At 28.7% G+C, this 16,427-nt stretch carries 18 protein-coding genes; 10 read left to right on the plus strand and 8 right to left on the minus strand.

Features of this window, described 5'->3' with window-relative positions; translation table 11 throughout:
- Positions 1-27 precede the first annotated feature (27 nt).
- The gene (sufB, locus tag ACNI28_RS10505) at positions 28-1,461 is read right to left on the minus strand and encodes a Fe-S cluster assembly protein SufB (RefSeq protein WP_419764203.1); all 1,434 of its coding nucleotides are present in this window, start codon (positions 1,459-1,461) and stop codon (positions 28-30) included.
- 266 nt (positions 1,462-1,727) lie between these two features.
- Between sufB and ACNI28_RS10510 the strand changes: the two genes are divergently transcribed.
- From ACNI28_RS10510 to argH, 3 genes are all read left to right on the plus strand, one after another.
- Complete coding sequence (locus ACNI28_RS10510) at positions 1,728-2,918, plus strand: NifS family cysteine desulfurase (protein WP_419766468.1); 1,191 nt, start codon at positions 1,728-1,730, stop codon at positions 2,916-2,918.
- A 68-nt stretch (positions 2,919-2,986) separates the two neighbouring features.
- Positions 2,987-3,967: an iron-sulfur cluster assembly scaffold protein gene (locus ACNI28_RS10515; protein ID WP_419764204.1), complete on the plus strand. Its 981-nt coding sequence runs from the start codon at positions 2,987-2,989 to the stop codon at positions 3,965-3,967.
- A gap of 132 nt (positions 3,968-4,099) precedes the next feature.
- Positions 4,100-5,488, plus strand: a complete 1,389-nt coding sequence (gene argH / locus ACNI28_RS10520) for an argininosuccinate lyase (RefSeq protein WP_419764205.1) — start codon at positions 4,100-4,102, stop codon at positions 5,486-5,488.
- A gap of 22 nt (positions 5,489-5,510) precedes the next feature.
- Here argH and ACNI28_RS10525 read toward each other — a convergent pair whose 3' ends face one another.
- Together ACNI28_RS10525 and ACNI28_RS10530 are read right to left on the minus strand one after the other, a co-directional pair.
- A complete protein-coding gene (locus tag ACNI28_RS10525; protein ID WP_419764206.1) occupies positions 5,511-6,413 on the minus strand; it encodes a chemotaxis protein CheV in 903 nt (300 codons plus the stop codon).
- 66 nt (positions 6,414-6,479) lie between these two features.
- Positions 6,480-7,124, minus strand: a complete 645-nt coding sequence (locus ACNI28_RS10530) for a ThiF family adenylyltransferase (RefSeq protein ID WP_419764207.1) — start codon at positions 7,122-7,124, stop codon at positions 6,480-6,482.
- A gap of 97 nt (positions 7,125-7,221) precedes the next feature.
- On the opposite strand from ACNI28_RS10530, the gene greA reads away from it, so the two are divergent.
- The 4 genes from greA to uvrB are packed head-to-tail and all read left to right on the plus strand — an operon-like array spanning position 7,222 to position 10,963.
- Positions 7,222-7,707 carry a transcription elongation factor GreA gene (gene greA / locus ACNI28_RS10535; protein ID WP_419766469.1) on the plus strand — a complete coding sequence of 162 codons (486 nt, stop codon included), beginning with the start codon at positions 7,222-7,224 and terminating at the stop codon, positions 7,705-7,707.
- Positions 7,708-7,737: 30 nt separating this feature from the next.
- Positions 7,738-8,439: a UDP-2,3-diacylglucosamine diphosphatase gene (locus ACNI28_RS10540; protein ID WP_419764208.1), complete on the plus strand. Its 702-nt coding sequence runs from the start codon at positions 7,738-7,740 to the stop codon at positions 8,437-8,439.
- A complete protein-coding gene (locus tag ACNI28_RS10545; protein WP_419764209.1) occupies positions 8,436-8,993 on the plus strand; it encodes a hypothetical protein in 558 nt (185 codons plus the stop codon). The genes ACNI28_RS10540 and ACNI28_RS10545 overlap by 4 nt, the downstream gene beginning before the upstream one ends.
- Complete coding sequence (gene uvrB / locus ACNI28_RS10550) at positions 8,990-10,963, plus strand: excinuclease ABC subunit UvrB (protein ID WP_419766470.1); 1,974 nt, start codon at positions 8,990-8,992, stop codon at positions 10,961-10,963. The genes ACNI28_RS10545 and uvrB overlap by 4 nt, the downstream gene beginning before the upstream one ends.
- 194 nt (positions 10,964-11,157) lie before the next feature.
- Here uvrB and ACNI28_RS10555 read toward each other — a convergent pair whose 3' ends face one another.
- Together ACNI28_RS10555 and ACNI28_RS10560 are read right to left on the minus strand one after the other, a co-directional pair.
- Complete coding sequence (locus ACNI28_RS10555; protein ID WP_419764210.1) at positions 11,158-11,481, minus strand: type II toxin-antitoxin system RelE/ParE family toxin; 324 nt, start codon at positions 11,479-11,481, stop codon at positions 11,158-11,160.
- Positions 11,482-11,754, minus strand: coding sequence for a type II toxin-antitoxin system Phd/YefM family antitoxin (locus tag ACNI28_RS10560; protein ID WP_419764211.1), 273 nt, complete (start codon positions 11,752-11,754; stop codon positions 11,482-11,484).
- Positions 11,755-11,868: 114 nt separating this feature from the next.
- Between ACNI28_RS10560 and nth the strand changes: the two genes are divergently transcribed.
- Complete coding sequence (gene nth / locus ACNI28_RS10565) at positions 11,869-12,513, plus strand: endonuclease III (RefSeq protein WP_419764212.1); 645 nt, start codon at positions 11,869-11,871, stop codon at positions 12,511-12,513.
- On the opposite strand, the gene ACNI28_RS10570 is transcribed toward nth, so the two are convergent.
- From ACNI28_RS10570 to ACNI28_RS10580, 3 genes are read right to left on the minus strand one after another with little or no spacing between them, the layout of a single operon-like run.
- The gene (locus tag ACNI28_RS10570; RefSeq protein ID WP_419764213.1) at positions 12,500-13,492 is read right to left on the minus strand and encodes a hypothetical protein; all 993 of its coding nucleotides are present in this window, start codon (positions 13,490-13,492) and stop codon (positions 12,500-12,502) included. The genes nth and ACNI28_RS10570 overlap by 14 nt on opposite strands.
- Positions 13,477-13,878, minus strand: coding sequence for a hypothetical protein (locus tag ACNI28_RS10575; protein WP_419764214.1), 402 nt, complete (start codon positions 13,876-13,878; stop codon positions 13,477-13,479). The genes ACNI28_RS10570 and ACNI28_RS10575 overlap by 16 nt, the downstream gene beginning before the upstream one ends.
- A gap of 16 nt (positions 13,879-13,894) precedes the next feature.
- Positions 13,895-14,125 (minus strand): hypothetical protein, encoded by a 231-nt coding sequence (locus tag ACNI28_RS10580; protein WP_419764215.1) that lies wholly within the window; start codon positions 14,123-14,125, stop codon positions 13,895-13,897.
- Positions 14,126-14,209: 84 nt separating this feature from the next.
- Here ACNI28_RS10580 and ACNI28_RS10585 point away from each other — a divergent pair, with 84 nt between their 5' ends.
- Complete coding sequence (locus ACNI28_RS10585; protein ID WP_419764216.1) at positions 14,210-15,640, plus strand: glycerol-3-phosphate dehydrogenase/oxidase; 1,431 nt, start codon at positions 14,210-14,212, stop codon at positions 15,638-15,640.
- Positions 15,637-16,410 (plus strand): glycerophosphodiester phosphodiesterase, encoded by a 774-nt coding sequence (locus ACNI28_RS10590; protein ID WP_419764217.1) that lies wholly within the window; start codon positions 15,637-15,639, stop codon positions 16,408-16,410. Before ACNI28_RS10585 ends, ACNI28_RS10590 begins: the two co-directional genes overlap by 4 nt.
- Positions 16,411-16,427 lie beyond the last annotated feature (17 nt).

A 16,427-nucleotide genomic window follows, 5' to 3' on the forward strand; every position in this document is an offset into this window, starting at 1 on the left:
AAGGGACAATTATATTTTTATTTATCATTATCCAACACTACCTTCTAAAGAGATATTTAATAACTCTCTAGCTTCAACTGCAAACTCCATAGGAAGTTCGTCTAGTACTTCTTTACAAAAGCCATTTACTATTAAAGATACTGCATTCTCTTCACTTAAACCCCTTTGTCTTATATAAAAGAGTTGCTCATCTGATATTCTTGAAGTTGTAGCTTCATGTTCTATTTTAGAACTTGCATTTCTAACTTCTTGATATGGATAAGTATGTGCAGAACAGCTGTTTCCTATAAGTAAGGAGTCACATTGTGAAAAATTTCTAGAGTTTTTAGCATCTTTTGCAACTCTTACTAATCCCCTGTAGGCATTTGATCCATGCATTGCTGAAATACCTTTTGAGATAATAGTTGATTTTGTATTTTTACCTATGTGCATCATTTTTGTTCCTGTATCTGCTTGTTGAGCTAGAGAAGTTAGTGCAACAGAATAAAATTCACCTACACTGTTATCTCCTTTTAAAACACATGATGGGTATTTCCAAGTAATAGCAGAGCCAGTTTCAACTTGAGTCCATGATATTTTTGAATTATCACCTTTACAAATACCTCTTTTAGTTACAAAGTTTAAAATGCCACCTTTACCATCTTTATCGCCTGGATACCAGTTTTGAATAGTAGAATATTTTATTTGTGAATTTTTTAATGCCACTAATTCAACAACGGCTGCATGAAGTTGTCTTTCATCTCTTGAAGGTGCTGAACATCCTTCATTATATGAAACATAAGAATCATCATCACAGATTATTAATGTTCGCTCAAATTGTCCTGTATTTAGAGCATTGATTCTAAAATAAGTTGAGAGTTCCATCGGACATCTTGTCTTTGGCGGGATATATACAAAACTTCCATCTGTAAACACAGCACTATTTAAACAGGCAAAATAATTATCACCTATTGGTACAACTGAGGCTAGATATTTTTTAAGTAGTTCAGGATGTTTATTAGAAGCTTCACTAATTGAACAAAATATAATACCTAACTCTTCTAACTCTTTTTGAAATGTTGTTTTAACAGATACTGAATCAAACACAGCATCTACTGCAACCCCTGCTAACATTTTTTGTTCTTCAAGTGGAATACCTAGTTTTTCGTAAGTTTTTAAGATACTTGGATCTACTTCATCTAAAGAGTCTAGCTCTTTTTTAGGAGCAGAAAAATATGAAATATCTTGGTAATCTATTTTATCTATTTTTAGACTTGACCAATTTGGTTCTTCCATAGTAAGCCATTTGTTATAAGCTTTTATACGAAAGTCACAAAGCCATTGTGGTTCATTTTTCTTTTTTGATATTGCTTTAATAACATTTTCATTTAAGCCATTTGGAAATGTTTCAGAATTTATTATGGTTTCAAAGCCTAATTTGTAGTCATTTTGTATAACATTTTGAATTTTATTATTACTCATAAATTTCTCCATTCTTAAATAGGACTATTTTTGTCCTATTTGTAAATCTAACATATAATAATTAATAAATTGTTTATTATTATACCTAGTTTTATAATTTAAATTAAGTTTAAATTATAGTAATGTTATAAATTTACTAATCTATTCTTTTTAATTAAGACAATTTTTATCCTATTTTTTTTATAATTCCACAAACAGTATAAAAAAGCTATAATTTCAAGGAATAGCTTTTGCATATAAAAAAGAAAAAAATAGGAATGAAAAACATGGAAGTTTACTTAGATAATAATGCCACTACAAAGGTTGATCCAGAAGTGTATAAAGCGATGGAACCATTCTTTTGTCATATATATGGAAATCCAAACTCTTTACATAAATTTGGAGCAGGAACACATCCTAAGATGGTTGAAGCCTTAAATTATTTGTATGATGGTATTAATGCTGCTGATGCAGATGATATTATAATCACTGCAAATGCAACGGAGAGTAATAATACAGTTATAAAAGGTATATGGATTGATAAAATTTTAAATGGTAATAAAAATCATATTATTACATCAGAAGTAGAACATCCAGCAATTACAGCAACCTGTAAATTCTTAGAATCTCAAGGTGTAAATGTAACATATTTACCTGTAAATGAAGAGGGTGTTTTAGAAGCTTCTTTAGTTAAAGAACATATAAAAGAAGATACAGCTTTAGTATCTATCATGTGGGCAAATAATGAAACTGGAAAAATCTTTCCAATTAGAGAAATAGGAGCTATCTGTAAAGAAGCAGGAGTTGCTTTTCATACTGATGCAACACAAGCAATTGGAAAAATTGCAGTAGATGTTCAGGCATGTAATGTAAACTACTTATCAATCTCAGCTCATAAATTTCATGGACCAAAAGGTATTGGAGCATTATATGTTCAAAAAGGTTATGAATTAACTCCATTATTACATGGTGGTGAACAAATGGGTGGCCATAGAGCAGGAACAGTTGATGTGGCTTCTATGGTTGGTATGGGACTTGCTATGAAATTAGCAGTTGAACACTTAGGTTATGAAAATACAGAAGTTAAAAGATTAAGAGATAGATTAGAGAATGCAATTTTAGAAATACCAGAAACAGTAGTTATTGGTGGAAAAGATAATAGAACGCCAAATACAACTTTGATTTCTATTCGAGGTGTTGAAGGTGAATCTATGCTATGGGATATGAACCAAAAAACAATTGGAGCATCTACAGGAAGTGCCTGTGCAAGTGAAGATTTAGAAGCAAATCCAGTTATGAATGCTTTTGGTAGTGATAGTGAGTTAGCTCATACAGGTGTTAGATTCTCTTTAAGTAGATTTAATACTGAAGAAGAGATTGATTATGCGATTAATGTGATTAAAAATGCTGTAAATAGATTGAGAAATATTTCTAGTTCTTATGCTTATACACCAAAAGATCATGTTTCACAATTATAAAAAATAAAAAATAGAAAAAATAAAAATTAGTCCCTTTTTCAATGGGACATCTAAAAAAGGAATATAAAATGGCAAAAAATGATTTAATAAGCGGTTCAATTTGGGATGAATACTCAAATCAAGTAATAAAAAGAATGGATGAACCTTTACACCAAGGTGAAATTACAGAAGAGATGGCAAAAGAAGCTGGTGGAAAATTAATCGTTGCTGATTTTGGAGCAGAATCATGTGGTGATGCAGTTAGACTTTACTGGATTGTAAATGAAGATACCGAAGAAATTTTAAATTCAAAATTCAAATCTTTTGGGTGTGGAACTGCAATTGCTTCATCTGATGTTATGGCTGAATTATGTATTGGAAAAACTGTAACTGAAGCAGTTAAGATTACAAATATTGATGTTGAAAAAGCATTAAGAGATCATCCAGATGTTCCTGCTGTACCACCTCAAAAAATGCACTGTTCTGTTATGGCATATGATGTTATTAAAAAAGCTGCATCACAGTTCAAAGGTGTAGATATGGAGGCTTTTGAAACAGAAGTTATTGTTTGTGAATGTGCAAGAGTTTCATTGGCAACATTACAAGAAGTAATTAAATTAAATAATTTACAAACAGTTGAAGAAGTAACTGATTATACAAAAGCAGGAGCATTTTGTAAATCATGTATTAGACCAGGTGGACATGAAGAAAAAGATATCTATTTAGTAGATATTTTAAAAGATGTTCATGCTGAGATGGAAAATGATAGATTGAAATCAGCAGCAGATGCAAGTGCAGCGGGAGAGTCTACTTTTGATAAAATGACAATTGTTCAAAGAATCAAAATGATTGATGAAATCTTAGATGCAGATATTAGACCAATGTTAGCAATGGATGGTGGAAATATGGAAATTATAGATATTAAAGAAAATATTCCTCATTACGATATTTATATTAGATACTTAGGTGCATGTAATGGTTGTGCCTCTGGAGATACAGGTACACTTTATGCCATTGAGTCTGTACTAAAACAAAAAGTTGATGAAAACATTAGAGTTTTACCAATTTAATCTAAATTAATAAAGAGAAAGAGCTATCTTTCTCTTTTTTTTTCTTCCTTTTTTTAAATTTTCAAATAGATATCTTTTATGATATAATTCAAACTTCAAATTAAAAATCATTATAATTATAGGAATAGTTTTATGCCAAATAGCAATAATCAAATTTTAAAAAATACAAACGCAAAGCTTTTAGATGAATTCAATGCTTCAGTTATGTTTGACAAAGAGCTTTATACCCAAGATATAAAAGGCTCAATTGCTCACTCTCAAATGTTAAAAGAACAAGGAATATTGACTAAAAAAGATCAAGAAGATATTGAGAGAGGACTACTTCAAGTAAAAGAAGAGATAGAGTCAGGAGAATTTGAATTTAAAATTGAACATGAAGATATTCATATGGCAGTTGAGACTAGACTAACTGAGATAGTAGGTGAAGCTGGAAAAAGATTACACACTGCAAGAAGTAGAAATGATCAAGTTGCTACTGACTTTAGACTATATGTTCAAGATAAAAACATATCAATTAAAGCACAGTTAAAAGAGCTTGTAAATACTTTTGTTGAAGTTGCAAAAAAGCACACTGAGACTTTAATTCCAGGTATGACACACCTGCAACATGCCCAACCCATAAACTTTGGATATCACTTATTAGCATATGCAAATATGTTTAAAAGAGATTTTGAAAGATTTGAAAGTTCATATGAAAGAAATAATTTCTGTCCTTTAGGAAGTGCAGCACTAGCAGGAACTCCACACAATATAAATAGATTTTCTACTTCTGAAAAACTAGGCTTTAATTCACCAACAATTTCTGCCCTTGATACAGTTTCAGATAGAGATTTTGCTTTAGAGATTTTATTTAATATAAGTACATCAATGATGCATATTTCTAGAATATCAGAAGAGTTAGTAACTTGGTCATCTTATGAATTTCAATTTGTAAGAATGAGTGATGAATACGCTACAACTTCTTCAATTATGCCACAAAAGAAAAATCCTGATGTTCCTGAACTTCTTAGAGGAAAAACAGGAAGAGTTTATGGAAACTTAGTTTCACTGTTTACTGTTATGAAAGGTTTACCATTAGCTTATAATAAAGATACCCAAGAAGATAAAGAGGGAGTTTTTGATTCTGTTAAGACAATTGAAATATCTATATCAATTTTAAATGAAGTTATTAAAACTATGATAGTAAATGTTGACAAGATGCAAAATGCTTGTAAAATTGGACATTTAAGTGCTACAGATTTGGCTGATTATTTAGTTCAAAAACAGGCTATGCCATTTAGAACTGCTTATTATATTACAAAAGATGTGGTAGCAGTTGCAAATAATTTAAATAAAGATATTAGTGAATTAACTCTAGAAGAGATTAGAAGTTCAAATGAAGAGATAAAAGATATTGATGAAGAGATTTTACTATTTTTGGATTTAAAAGCCTCAATGAATGCACGAACATCATTTGGTGGAACCTCTACAGAAAATACAAAAGAACAAATTGAGATATTTGAGAAGTGGTTAAAAAATTAGATGATTTAATCATCTAATTTTTTTAAACTAGAAGTTTTTTAGTTATAGAGTAAAGTGATTGAATATCTGTTTTTCCTATAAATCCATCAACACCTATTTGATCCATTTTGTTTTTAACAGCATCAGTAGTCATAGATGAGTTTACAACTACTGGAATATGTGAGTATTTATTACTTGCTTTTATAAATTGTGCAACTTGGAAACCATCAGTTCCTGGCATTTCAATATCAGTAATAATCATTCCTATTCTTGATGGGTCTAATTCTTGAACTCTATTTAAAAGTCCACCACCATCATTATAAATTTCATATTTAATATTCGCTTTTTCGAAAAATTTTCTTAAAACTTCTCTTGCTACATTAGAATCTTCTGCTGCTAATATTAATTTATCAGTTGAAAAACTAGCTTCAACATATTTATTCATCACATCTTCACCATCATTAGTCCAACCAAGATCTTTTAATAGTTGTTCTGCATTAAATACAGTACATAGTTCATCTTTATCATGGACTTTTACATATGTAGTATATGTTATTTTCGAGTTTGTCTCTTCTGAATGTCTTAATTCTTCAGTAGTTTTTTCAACTATATCAAGCATGTCTTTGATTAAAAACCCTATTTTTTTATGATTAAATTCACAATAAATTATTAGTTTATACTCTTCTAGTTCAAGACATTTATTTCCAAGCCATGCATCAAGTTTTACTAGGGTAACTGGTTCCCCTCTAATAGTTGCAATACCTGCAACAACATCTGTATCAGATGGAGTATCATTTATCGTAACTTCTTCTGTGATTACAAAAGCTTTAACTTTTGCGATATTTATTGCATAAATATTATTTCTTCCAGTATAAAATACGGCTAATTGTTGTACATTTCTAAGATGTCCTTGAGTCATCTGCTCAACGCTATTTATACCACTCATGTATTCCCTTTTTTGCAAATATTCTTATTATATTAATTTTTTTCTTATAGTTTATTGATTATTTCTTTAATTCGCAATTATTTTTTGAATTGCAACTGAAGACATCATTAAACCAAAAGAACCTGTAACACCTTCAAAGCTACCTTTTTCGATACAATTTGGATTTTCACCTGAAAAAATCACTTTGAACTTCTTTTTAAAGCCTCTTTTTTTCAATTCATATCTTATTTTTCTAATAAATGGGTCATTGTATGTATCCCATATTGAAATATATTCAATCTTTGAGGGATCAATTCTTTTTGCACTACCACTTGTAGTTATAAGTTTATCGTAATATTTTTGAATAAGTCTAACTTTTGGTCTAATATCATCAATTGCATCCAAAATATACTCATATGAGCTAAAATCAAACTCATCTACCCACTCTTCTGTTATCTTTTCATGTATGATTTGTACATTTGGATACTTTTCTTTTAAAGCTTCAACCTTAACTCTTCCAATATTTCCTTCACTTCCCATTTGTCTATTTAAATTTGACTCTTCATAAGTGTCAAAATCTACTATTGTAATATTTGTTATTCCTGTTCTATAAAGTGAGTCTAGGGCAAAGGAACCAACTCCTCCTACACCTAAAAGTATTATTTTTGTATTTTCAAATTTATTAAAATTATTATCTCCAAATAATTTTAAGGTTCTATCGTATTTTGACATACTTCATCTTCTTTCGCAAATTTATTTTTTATTTTTTATTTTTTGGGTATTATATCAGATTAAAATAGAAAATATATTTATGGAGATGTTCATGGAAATGGAAAAAGAACCAATGACAAACATTGGGTATGAAAAGATTACAAATGAATTAGAATTTTTAAAAAAAAGTGAACGGCCAGAAACTGTAATCGCCCTAGAAGAAGCTAGACAACTAGGTGATTTAAAAGAGAATGCTGAATATCATGCTGCAAAAGAGAAGCTAAAATTAATAGACATCCAAATAGCAGAGTTAGGGGCAGTTATAAGTAAAGCTGTTATTATTGAACCATCATCTTTACCACATGATAGAGTCTCTTTTGGTTCAACTGTAAAGTTGGTAAATGTTGATACTGATGAAGAGTTTGAGTACTCTATTGTTGGTGGAGTAGAATCAAATGCAGATAAGGGAATGATCTCTTTTAATTCTCCACTTGCCAAACAACTTATGGGGAAAGAAGAGGGTGATGAATTTTCTGCAACACTGCCTGGTGGTGTGAAAAACTTTGAAGTTTTAGAAGTATTTTACAAAGAACTTGAGCTGTAATGTTCATATTAAAAGGTAGCTATTTTGCCTATGCCCAATAATATAAAAGAAAATGCAATATTTATTGCAGATTCTCATTTCAATGAAAAAAGAGCCCAGCTTTTAACTTTTTTAAAAAAATTAAAATCAAAAGAGATAGAGACTGAGCAGCTTTTTTTGATGGGTGATATATTTGATTTTATTTCAGGAGAGAGTAAATATTTTATAAAAAGAAACAGTAAAGTAATTAGCCTACTAAATGAAATATCTTTAAATATAGAAATTATATATTTAGAGGGAAATCATGACTACAACCTAAAAGAACTTTTCCCAAATATAAAAGTTTATAAAAGAGAAAAACAACCTATTTTTATGAGCTATCAAAATCAAAGTGTAGCTTTAAGTCATGGAGATATTTTTGTTAATGATGTTTTTTATGATATTTATTGCAAGTTTATAAGAAATAGATTTTTTTTACTTTTTATGAATGCAATAGATTTCAAGAATTTTATATCTAAAAAGATATATTATGGGCTTTTAGGAAAAAATATATGTAAAAAGATGAATAACTTTAGAGAAATCATCTCAAAAAGAGTTAAGCACTATAATACTAATATAATCATAGAAGGACATTTTCATCAAGGTAAAGAGTATATAATTGATGAAAAAAGATACAAAAATATACAGTCATTAAATTGTAGTAATGAGTATGTTTTTTTATGTGACAATAAGTTTATAGGAAAGAGTTTATGAGTCTTATCACTTTATTATTAACAGCTTTTGTTTTATTATTTATACTTTTATTATTATTACTTTTTTTATATAAAACAAACAGAAAGAGAAAAGTTGTAGCTTCAACAAGTGAAGAAAAAAAGAAAAATGCTTTTGATCTAAAATTGCCATTGCTACCTAATGCTTTAAATTCTCTTAGTAACAACAGTATAAGAGAAGCAGCTAAAGAGATTTATGATGTTTATAAAATATTAGATTATAAAAATGATGAGAAAGAGTATAAAAGAGACTCTTGGCACTCATGGCAAGTTAGTTTTTTAGTTACTATGTACAAAAGAGAGTTGGAACTTTTTATACCAGATTGTAAAGATGTCTTTTATAAAGAGATATTAACTTTAAGCCCTGAGAGTCTTAGAATATCTACAAAAAAAATTATAAAAAAGTATCAAGATAAGGTAGATGTAGAAAAAACAAAAGATGTTTTATCCAAACATCTTATTTGGAATGCCCAAGAAGTTGCAACATTGATGTACTTTTTATCTAAATATGAAAATGCAAGTAAGGATAAGTCATAGCTGAATTTAAAGTAGAAAGTAAATATAGTCCAGCAGGAGACCAACCACAAGCAATAGAAAAAATAAGCCAATCAATACTTGAAGGAAACCAATATAACACTCTTCTTGGAGTAACAGGTTCAGGTAAAACATATACTATGGCAAAGGTGATTGAAAAGACACAAAAACCAACTTTAATCATGACTCACAATAAAACACTTGCAGCTCAACTTTATAGTGAGTTTAAATCTTTTTTTCCAAACAACCATGTGGAATATTTCATATCTTATTATGATTATTATCAGCCAGAAGCTTATATTCCAAGAAGTGATTTGTTTATAGAAAAAGATAGTTCTATTAACTCAGAACTTGAAAGAATGCGTCTGAGTGCAACGGCATCTTTACTCTCTTTTGATGATGTTATTGTTGTAGCTTCTGTGTCTGCAAACTATGGTTTAGGTAATCCTGCTGAATATAAGTCTATGGTTCAAAAATTATCTGTGGGCTTTGAGTACTCACAACGCTCACTTTTAATGAAACTTGTGGACATGGGATATAAAAGAAATGACAAATTTTTTGACCGGGCAGATTTTAGAGTAAATGGAGATGTTATAGATGTATTTCCTGCATATTGGCAAGATGAATTTATACGGGTAGAGTTTTTTGCAGATGAAGTAGAATCAATAACTATTCATGAATATATGACAAACATCAAACAAAAAGATGTTCAAGATGTGACAATTTATTCAGTAAATCCTTTTGTAGTAAACAGTGAAAACCTAGCAAGTGCTGTAAAAAAAATAGAAGAAGAACTAGAAGAGAGACTGGCATTTTTAAAAGCAGAAGATAGACTTGTAGAGTATCAAAGACTAAAGCAGCGAGTAGAGTTTGATTTGGAGATGATAGAGGGTACAGGAATGTGTAAAGGAATAGAGAACTATGCTCGACATTTGACTGGACTAGAACCTGGTGAAACACCATACTCTATGATGGACTATTTTGAACAAATAGGAAAAGATTTTTTACTTATAGTTGATGAATCTCATGTATCTTTACCACAATTTAGAGGAATGCACGCAGCAGATAAAAGTAGAAAAGAAGTCCTTGTTGAGTATGGATTTAGATTGTCAAGTGCCTTAGATAATCGTCCTTTGAAGTTTGATGAGTTTATTAATAAAGCGCCACATTACCTTTTTGTGAGTGCAACTCCAAATGAACTAGAAACTTCTATGAGTTCAGTTGTAGCTGAGCAAATTATACGACCAACGGGACTTTTAGACCCAACTATTGAGATTATGGATAGTGAATATCAAGTTGAAAAATTACATGATGAAATCAAAAAAATAGTTGCCAAAAATGAACGTGTATTAGTAACAGTTTTAACTAAAAAAATGGCAGAAGAACTGACAGCATACTATTTGGACTTGGGTATCAAAGTTAAATATATGCACAGTGAGATTGATACTTTAGAGAGAGTAGAAATCATACGGCAATTGCGATTGGGTGAATTTGATGTTTTAGTGGGAATTAACCTTTTAAGAGAAGGGTTAGATATCCCTGAAACTTCACTTGTGGCTATATTAGATGCAGATAAAGAAGGCTTTTTAAGAAGCAAAACTTCACTTATCCAAACTATGGGAAGGGGTGCCCGAAATCAAAATGGACGGGTTATTTTATTTGCCAAAAGAGTAACTGATTCTATGAAGTTTGCTATTGATGTGACAAATAAAAGAAGAGAAGTTCAAGAAGCACATAATAAAAAGCATGGTATAACTCCCACAACTACCTCAAGAGTATTGGAAGATAATCTTAAACTTGAAGAGTATGATGATGTGGCCTTGAAGTTAGATAAGCTAAATAAGATGCCAGCTGCTGAGAGAAAGAAGATGCTCATAGAGTTGAATAAGGCGATGACAAAAGCTTCGAAGGACTTGAACTTCGAAGAGGCAATACGTCTAAGAGACGAAATAGAAAAAATCAAAAAATTATAGCTATAAAGTATCATCTTTTTCAAAATCTCTGCGTTGAAGTTTGAATTTTAGTCGTCACGTACTTTAGTACGCTCCTCATAAAATTTAAACTTCGCCTTGACCTTTTAAAAAATCTAATACTTTCTAGCTATAATTAAAAGTGTAAAAATATTGGGAGATAAAAAAGGTAGTTTAATATAAATGTAGTAAATAAACTATTTTATTAGCCTCTGAAATAAAATATTTTCTAAATTCTGTCTTGAATCAACTACTAATAAAATATAAACTATTTGATTTTCTATTTTATAAATGATTCGCCATCGTTTGTGAATAACTTCTCTGTATTTTGAAATACCAATTTCATTGAGTTCTGGTACTACTCTGTTTCGTTCAGGGAAATAGTATAGTTTATTACACTCTTCTTTTATTTCAAAGAATACTTTTTTTGCTATATTTACACTGTCTGTTTTGATATATTCAATTATATTTAAAAGGTCATTCTGGGCGATTTTTGTCCATTGAACTTCGTAGTTTTTCATTTAGTTAAATAGGGTACTTTCTAAATTATCGAACATTTCATCTTGATTTGTTAGTTGTTTGTTCTCTATGTCTTTTTCACTTAGGATTATGAGTTTTAATAAGTTGATTGAATTTTGCATATTTTCATAGCTTTTTATATCTTGTACTACAGCTTTTGCTTCACCATTTTGCGTAATTATAACAGTTCTTTTATTTTCATTGACCTCATTAATTACATCAGCTGTTTTAGATTTTAGAAAACTTATTGGTTTTATATCTTGGCTTAAATACATGATTTCCCTTTTTATATATAAAATTGTACTAAATTTAGATTTAATTTGGTATTAATAATAACTATTCTTTTGTTTTTTAATCCAATATTTAAAATAATTCACTAAAATTTCAAGATGAAAAAAGCAACCAAAAAAGATATTGAAATAATAAAAGAAGCCTTTGTTGAGAAATACTCTGATGCTGTTACGGAACTTAGTTATAAAAATGATTTTGAACTACTTATTGCTATTATTTTATCAGCTCAATGTACTGATAAGAGGGTAAATATTATTACTCCTGCTTTGTTTGAAAAATATCCTACGCCTTTTGATTTGGCTGAGGCAAGTCTAGAAGATGTGAAGGATTTATTGAAATCTTGTTCTTTTTTTAATAACAAATCACAAAATATCATAAAGATGGCTCGAAGTGTGATTGAAAATCATGGGGGAGATATTCCCCATGATACAAAAGCTTTGATGAAGTTAGCAGGCGTGGGAAACAAAACTGCAAATGTGTTTATGATAGAAGCCGAAGGTGCAAACTTGATGGCTGTTGATACTCATGTTTTTAGAGTATCTCATAGATTAGGTCTTAGTGATGGGAAAACTGTTGAACAAACAGAAGAGCATCTAGTAAAGAAGCTAAAAGGTGATTTACATATTTTTCATCAAGCTATGGTTTTATTTGGACGATACACTTGCAAAGCAGTTAAGCCTGATTGTGATAATTGTCTTTTCCCTCATGTTTGTAAAACAAAACAATCTTTTAAACCTGCGTAAACTTATTTAAAAAGAGATTTTTAATAGGTGCATTTAATCCATTTGAATTAAACATTATTATCTCTTTGTAGTATCTTTGTAAGTGGCTATTATGAAGGATTGATTTTCCACCATTTAGCACCATACCAGTTGTAATAATATTTTGCGTTAAGTCAAATAATTCAACTCTTAAATTATCTAACTCTTGACCATTCGTAGAGTTTAAAAATCTTTTTTTAATATCTTTTAGTTTTATTTTAGAACTGTTTTTTAGTGTATGGCTATCTAACTTATCAATAGCTCCTAAGGCTATACCATATAGCGCATAATGTACAGTTTTAGATAGAGATTTGTTTTTTGTATAGTTTCCAATACTGTTTGCTGAGACTATATTTATATCTTTTACAAAAAAGTTTTCTAAATATACATTTATGGTGTTTAGTCCTTGTCCGACAAAAGTTTTTGGTGTTTCAAGTATTTTGAAACTTTTGCTCTTTTCAAAAGAGGCCAACACTTCATACTCTTTGTTTTCAAAATGAAATCCAATAAGTAGTTTATCAAAAATTTTATAGCCACTTGCCCAAGTTAATACTCCATTTAGTAAGTATCCATTTTTATATTTTTTTGCTCTTACATGGGTTTTATTTGAACGTAAATGGTTTATTGCTATCCCACACTTTTTATTAAAAAAGTATTTTCTTCTTTTAAAATCATTTTTAGCCATAATTGAATTTGCTGCAAGTATTTGAATAGCTAGAAACGAGAGGTTTCCAGAGTAGGGTGTAAGGATTGAAAAGAGTTTTAGTTTTAATTTCTCTTGGGTATTTTTATCAAATTTATATAAGCTAAAAATATCATTTTTATAAGCTATATCAAAAGCTTTTTTTAAAAACCTTACTTCTTCATCTATTTTATGAAGAGGAAGTTTTTTAATCTCTTCAACTGTTTTATCTAATCTTTTAAGGTACTCTTTCTTATTTTGTTTTATTTTTCTTTGCACTCTTCTTCCCACTTTCCAAATACATATGTATCTTCAATTTTATTGATTTCTACATTATTTGTAGTACATAAATACTCTTTATTATTCTTATTGATAATATAAGTAAACTTATAGACAAAGCGTTTTTTTGAAGAGACATTTTTATTATTTAAAAGTTCACTTGAAAGTTTTAAAATATCTAAACCTTTCTCTTTTTTATACTTTTCTTTAAATTGATTAGGTAAAAAATCTTTTTGATTCTTTTGATAAAGAGTAAAAACAAGTATAACAACAATAACAACTGCCCCTAAAATAAGAATTTCTTTCTTTTCAAATTTTTTATCTATTTTATAAATTATATATCCGATTAAAATAATGATTAATATGATTGATATTAATATTTGCATTTTTTGTTCCTATTTTTTAAATATTTGATTTAAAGTCATTTTTTAGACTTATTGCACCTTTTATTGGATCTTCTTGAATAGAGCTTCTTTTTTTTATTTGTTTTTTAGGTACATACTTAAATGCTTTTTTTCCTAAAGTTTTATCATCAACACTTATTTCTGAGATAAGTTCTGGTTTTATACTTTTTAATATTGTTAAAACTGTTTCTAAATTTTTATCTTCTATTTCTAGTGTAATCTTACTCATTTTTGTCCTATAGGTTTTTTTAAGTATATCATATTTAGATTTATTATATTATATTGCAATTAGGGATTAATATATTGGGATAATATGAATAAAATAAGACAAGAGTATGATTTTATTATAATTGGCGGTGGAGCTACAGGATGTGGTATAGCATTAGATGTAGCAACAAGAGGATATAAAGTTTTACTTTTAGAAAAAAATGACTTTGGTTCAGGTGCTAGCTCAAAAAGTACAAAGTTAGTGCATGGGGGAGTTCGTTATTTAGAAAAAGCAATTTTAAATCTAAACAAGGCTCAGTTTAAACTTGTAAATGAAGTCTTAGCTGAAAGATTTATATTTTTAAAAAACGCACCAAATATTTCTAAAAGCTTTCAAATCCTCTCACCCGTTTATAGTTGGTTTCAGACTATTTATTTGTATTGTGGGCTTAAAATATATGAGTTTTTGTCAGGTGCAAAATCTTTAGGAAGTTCTACTTTTGTCTCTAAAAAAGAATTAAGTTTTCTTCACAAGAAAAATCTAATAGGTGCTATTTCTTTTTATGATGGTAGTTTCAATGATAGTCAAATGATAACTTCACTTTTAATTACTGCACAAAAATATAAAGCTGTACTAAATAACTACTGCAAAGTAAAAGAATTTTTATATGATGATGAAAAAGTTATAGGAGTTAAATATTTTGATAAGTTCTTAGAAAAAGAGTTTGAACTTACTTCAAAAGTTATCATAAACGCAAGTGGTATTGATATAGATACAATTAGAAAAATAGATGATATAAGCTCAAAAGATTTAATTACTACAAGTAAAGGTTCACATATAGTTTTGCCAAAAGAGTTTCTGCCTTCTAAAAAAGGAATTTTGATTCCTAAAACAGAAGATGGTAGAGTGATTTTTTTTCATCCTTGGAATGAGGTATTAATTATAGGCACTACAGAGTTAGAAATAGATGGAAAATGTAGTCAAAAAATAAGTGAAGAAGAGGTGTCATATCTTTTATTTTATGCAAATAAATATCTAAAAAAAGAGGCAACAAAAGATGATATTATTTCTACATTTAGTGGAGTTAGGGCATTAAGAAAAGATGAATTGAAACCCTTGTCTTCAATAGTTCGAGAACATATAATAAGTATCTCAAAATCAAACCTTGTAAGTATTGGTGCTGGAAAGTGGACAACATATAGAAAGATGGCGGAAGAGTGTTTAGAGGCTATTTTTAAAGAAGCTTTAATAGAGAAAAAAGATAATTGTAAAACAAAAAATTGTCAGCTTTTACCTTTAAAATCTTTAGGAATAAATGAGGCTGATATTATTTATGCAATTGAAAACTATTTTGTAAAAAGGGCAGTTGATATTTTGATTAGAATTACAGTTTTAGCGTTAAAAGATAACAAAAAGACTTTATCAAGTATTGAGTTTGTTTGTGAAGTTATGGCTAAATACTTTTTATGGAGTGATGAAAAAAAACAAAGTGAAATAGAGTATTCAATAAATTATATAACAAGTAGGTTTTTATGAATTTTTTTGATAGATTTGAAAAGGACAAGTTACTTATAGCCCATAGAGGATATAGTGCAAAGTTTCCTGAAAATACAAAAATAGCTTTTGAAAATGCACTTACTTATGCTGATATAATAGAGTTTGATATTATTTTAACAAAAGATAAAAAAGTAGTGGCAATCCATGATGAAATATTAACTAGAACCTCAAATGTATGTGAGATATATGAAAATAGAGACTCCTACTTAGTGTATGATTTTATCTATGATGAGCTTTTAAGTCTTGATTTTTCTGCTTGGTTTGATAAAGATATCCCTTTACAAAAGATTATGTTACTTGATGAGGTTTTAGAGTTTTCAAAAGAGCATAACATCCCTTTAAATATCGAGATAAAAGATATGAAAGAAACTTCTTTTGATAAAATTTGTATTTTCGAGATTTATAAAATTATCAATAGACATAAAATGGCAGATAAGGTATTAATATCCTCTTTTAATCACATCTATCTAGAGCAGATAAAACAGATAAATAAAAATATTTCAATTGCTGCACTTTTTGAAAAAACTAATGAATATAATCTATTAAGATATCTTAAATATTTAGATGTAGATGCTTATCATATAAATAGTTCTTTGATAGAAGAAGATAAAATAAAAAAATTAATAGCTGAGAATATTTATACAAATGTCTATACTATAAATGATAAAAAACTTTCAAAAAAGTTATTTGAAATAGGAATAAAAGCTGTCTTTACTGATACTAATTTAAATATAAAATATAATAATTAACATAAAATTAACAGAAA

The sequence above is a fragment of the Arcobacter denitrificans (SeqCode) genome (assembly GCF_048571185.1).
GTDB classification, from domain to species: domain Bacteria; phylum Campylobacterota; class Campylobacteria; order Campylobacterales; family Arcobacteraceae; genus Arcobacter; species Arcobacter denitrificans.

Coding starts and splice junctions, on each gene's coding strand:
- ACNI28_RS10590 (WP_419764217.1), top strand. CDS start 15,637: ATGAATTTTTTTGATAGATTTGAAAAGGACAAGTTACTTATAGCCCAT.
- ACNI28_RS10515 (WP_419764204.1), top strand. CDS start 2,987: ATGGCAAAAAATGATTTAATAAGCGGTTCAATTTGGGATGAATACTCA.
- ACNI28_RS10525 (WP_419764206.1), bottom strand. CDS start 6,413: ATGAGTGGTATAAATAGCGTTGAGCAGATGACTCAAGGACATCTTAGA.
- ACNI28_RS10540 (WP_419764208.1), top strand. CDS start 7,738: ATGCCCAATAATATAAAAGAAAATGCAATATTTATTGCAGATTCTCAT.
- ACNI28_RS10585 (WP_419764216.1), top strand. CDS start 14,210: ATGAATAAAATAAGACAAGAGTATGATTTTATTATAATTGGCGGTGGA.
- ACNI28_RS10580 (WP_419764215.1), bottom strand. CDS start 14,125: ATGAGTAAGATTACACTAGAAATAGAAGATAAAAATTTAGAAACAGTT.
- ACNI28_RS10575 (WP_419764214.1), bottom strand. CDS start 13,878: ATGCAAATATTAATATCAATCATATTAATCATTATTTTAATCGGATAT.
- ACNI28_RS10555 (WP_419764210.1), bottom strand. CDS start 11,481: ATGAAAAACTACGAAGTTCAATGGACAAAAATCGCCCAGAATGACCTT.
- nth (WP_419764212.1), top strand. CDS start 11,869: ATGAAAAAAGCAACCAAAAAAGATATTGAAATAATAAAAGAAGCCTTT.
- ACNI28_RS10560 (WP_419764211.1), bottom strand. CDS start 11,754: ATGTATTTAAGCCAAGATATAAAACCAATAAGTTTTCTAAAATCTAAA.
- sufB (WP_419764203.1), bottom strand. CDS start 1,461: ATGAGTAATAATAAAATTCAAAATGTTATACAAAATGACTACAAATTA.
- argH (WP_419764205.1), top strand. CDS start 4,100: ATGCCAAATAGCAATAATCAAATTTTAAAAAATACAAACGCAAAGCTT.
- ACNI28_RS10530 (WP_419764207.1), bottom strand. CDS start 7,124: ATGTCAAAATACGATAGAACCTTAAAATTATTTGGAGATAATAATTTT.
- ACNI28_RS10545 (WP_419764209.1), top strand. CDS start 8,436: ATGAGTCTTATCACTTTATTATTAACAGCTTTTGTTTTATTATTTATA.
- greA (WP_419766469.1), top strand. CDS start 7,222: ATGGAAAAAGAACCAATGACAAACATTGGGTATGAAAAGATTACAAAT.
- ACNI28_RS10510 (WP_419766468.1), top strand. CDS start 1,728: ATGGAAGTTTACTTAGATAATAATGCCACTACAAAGGTTGATCCAGAA.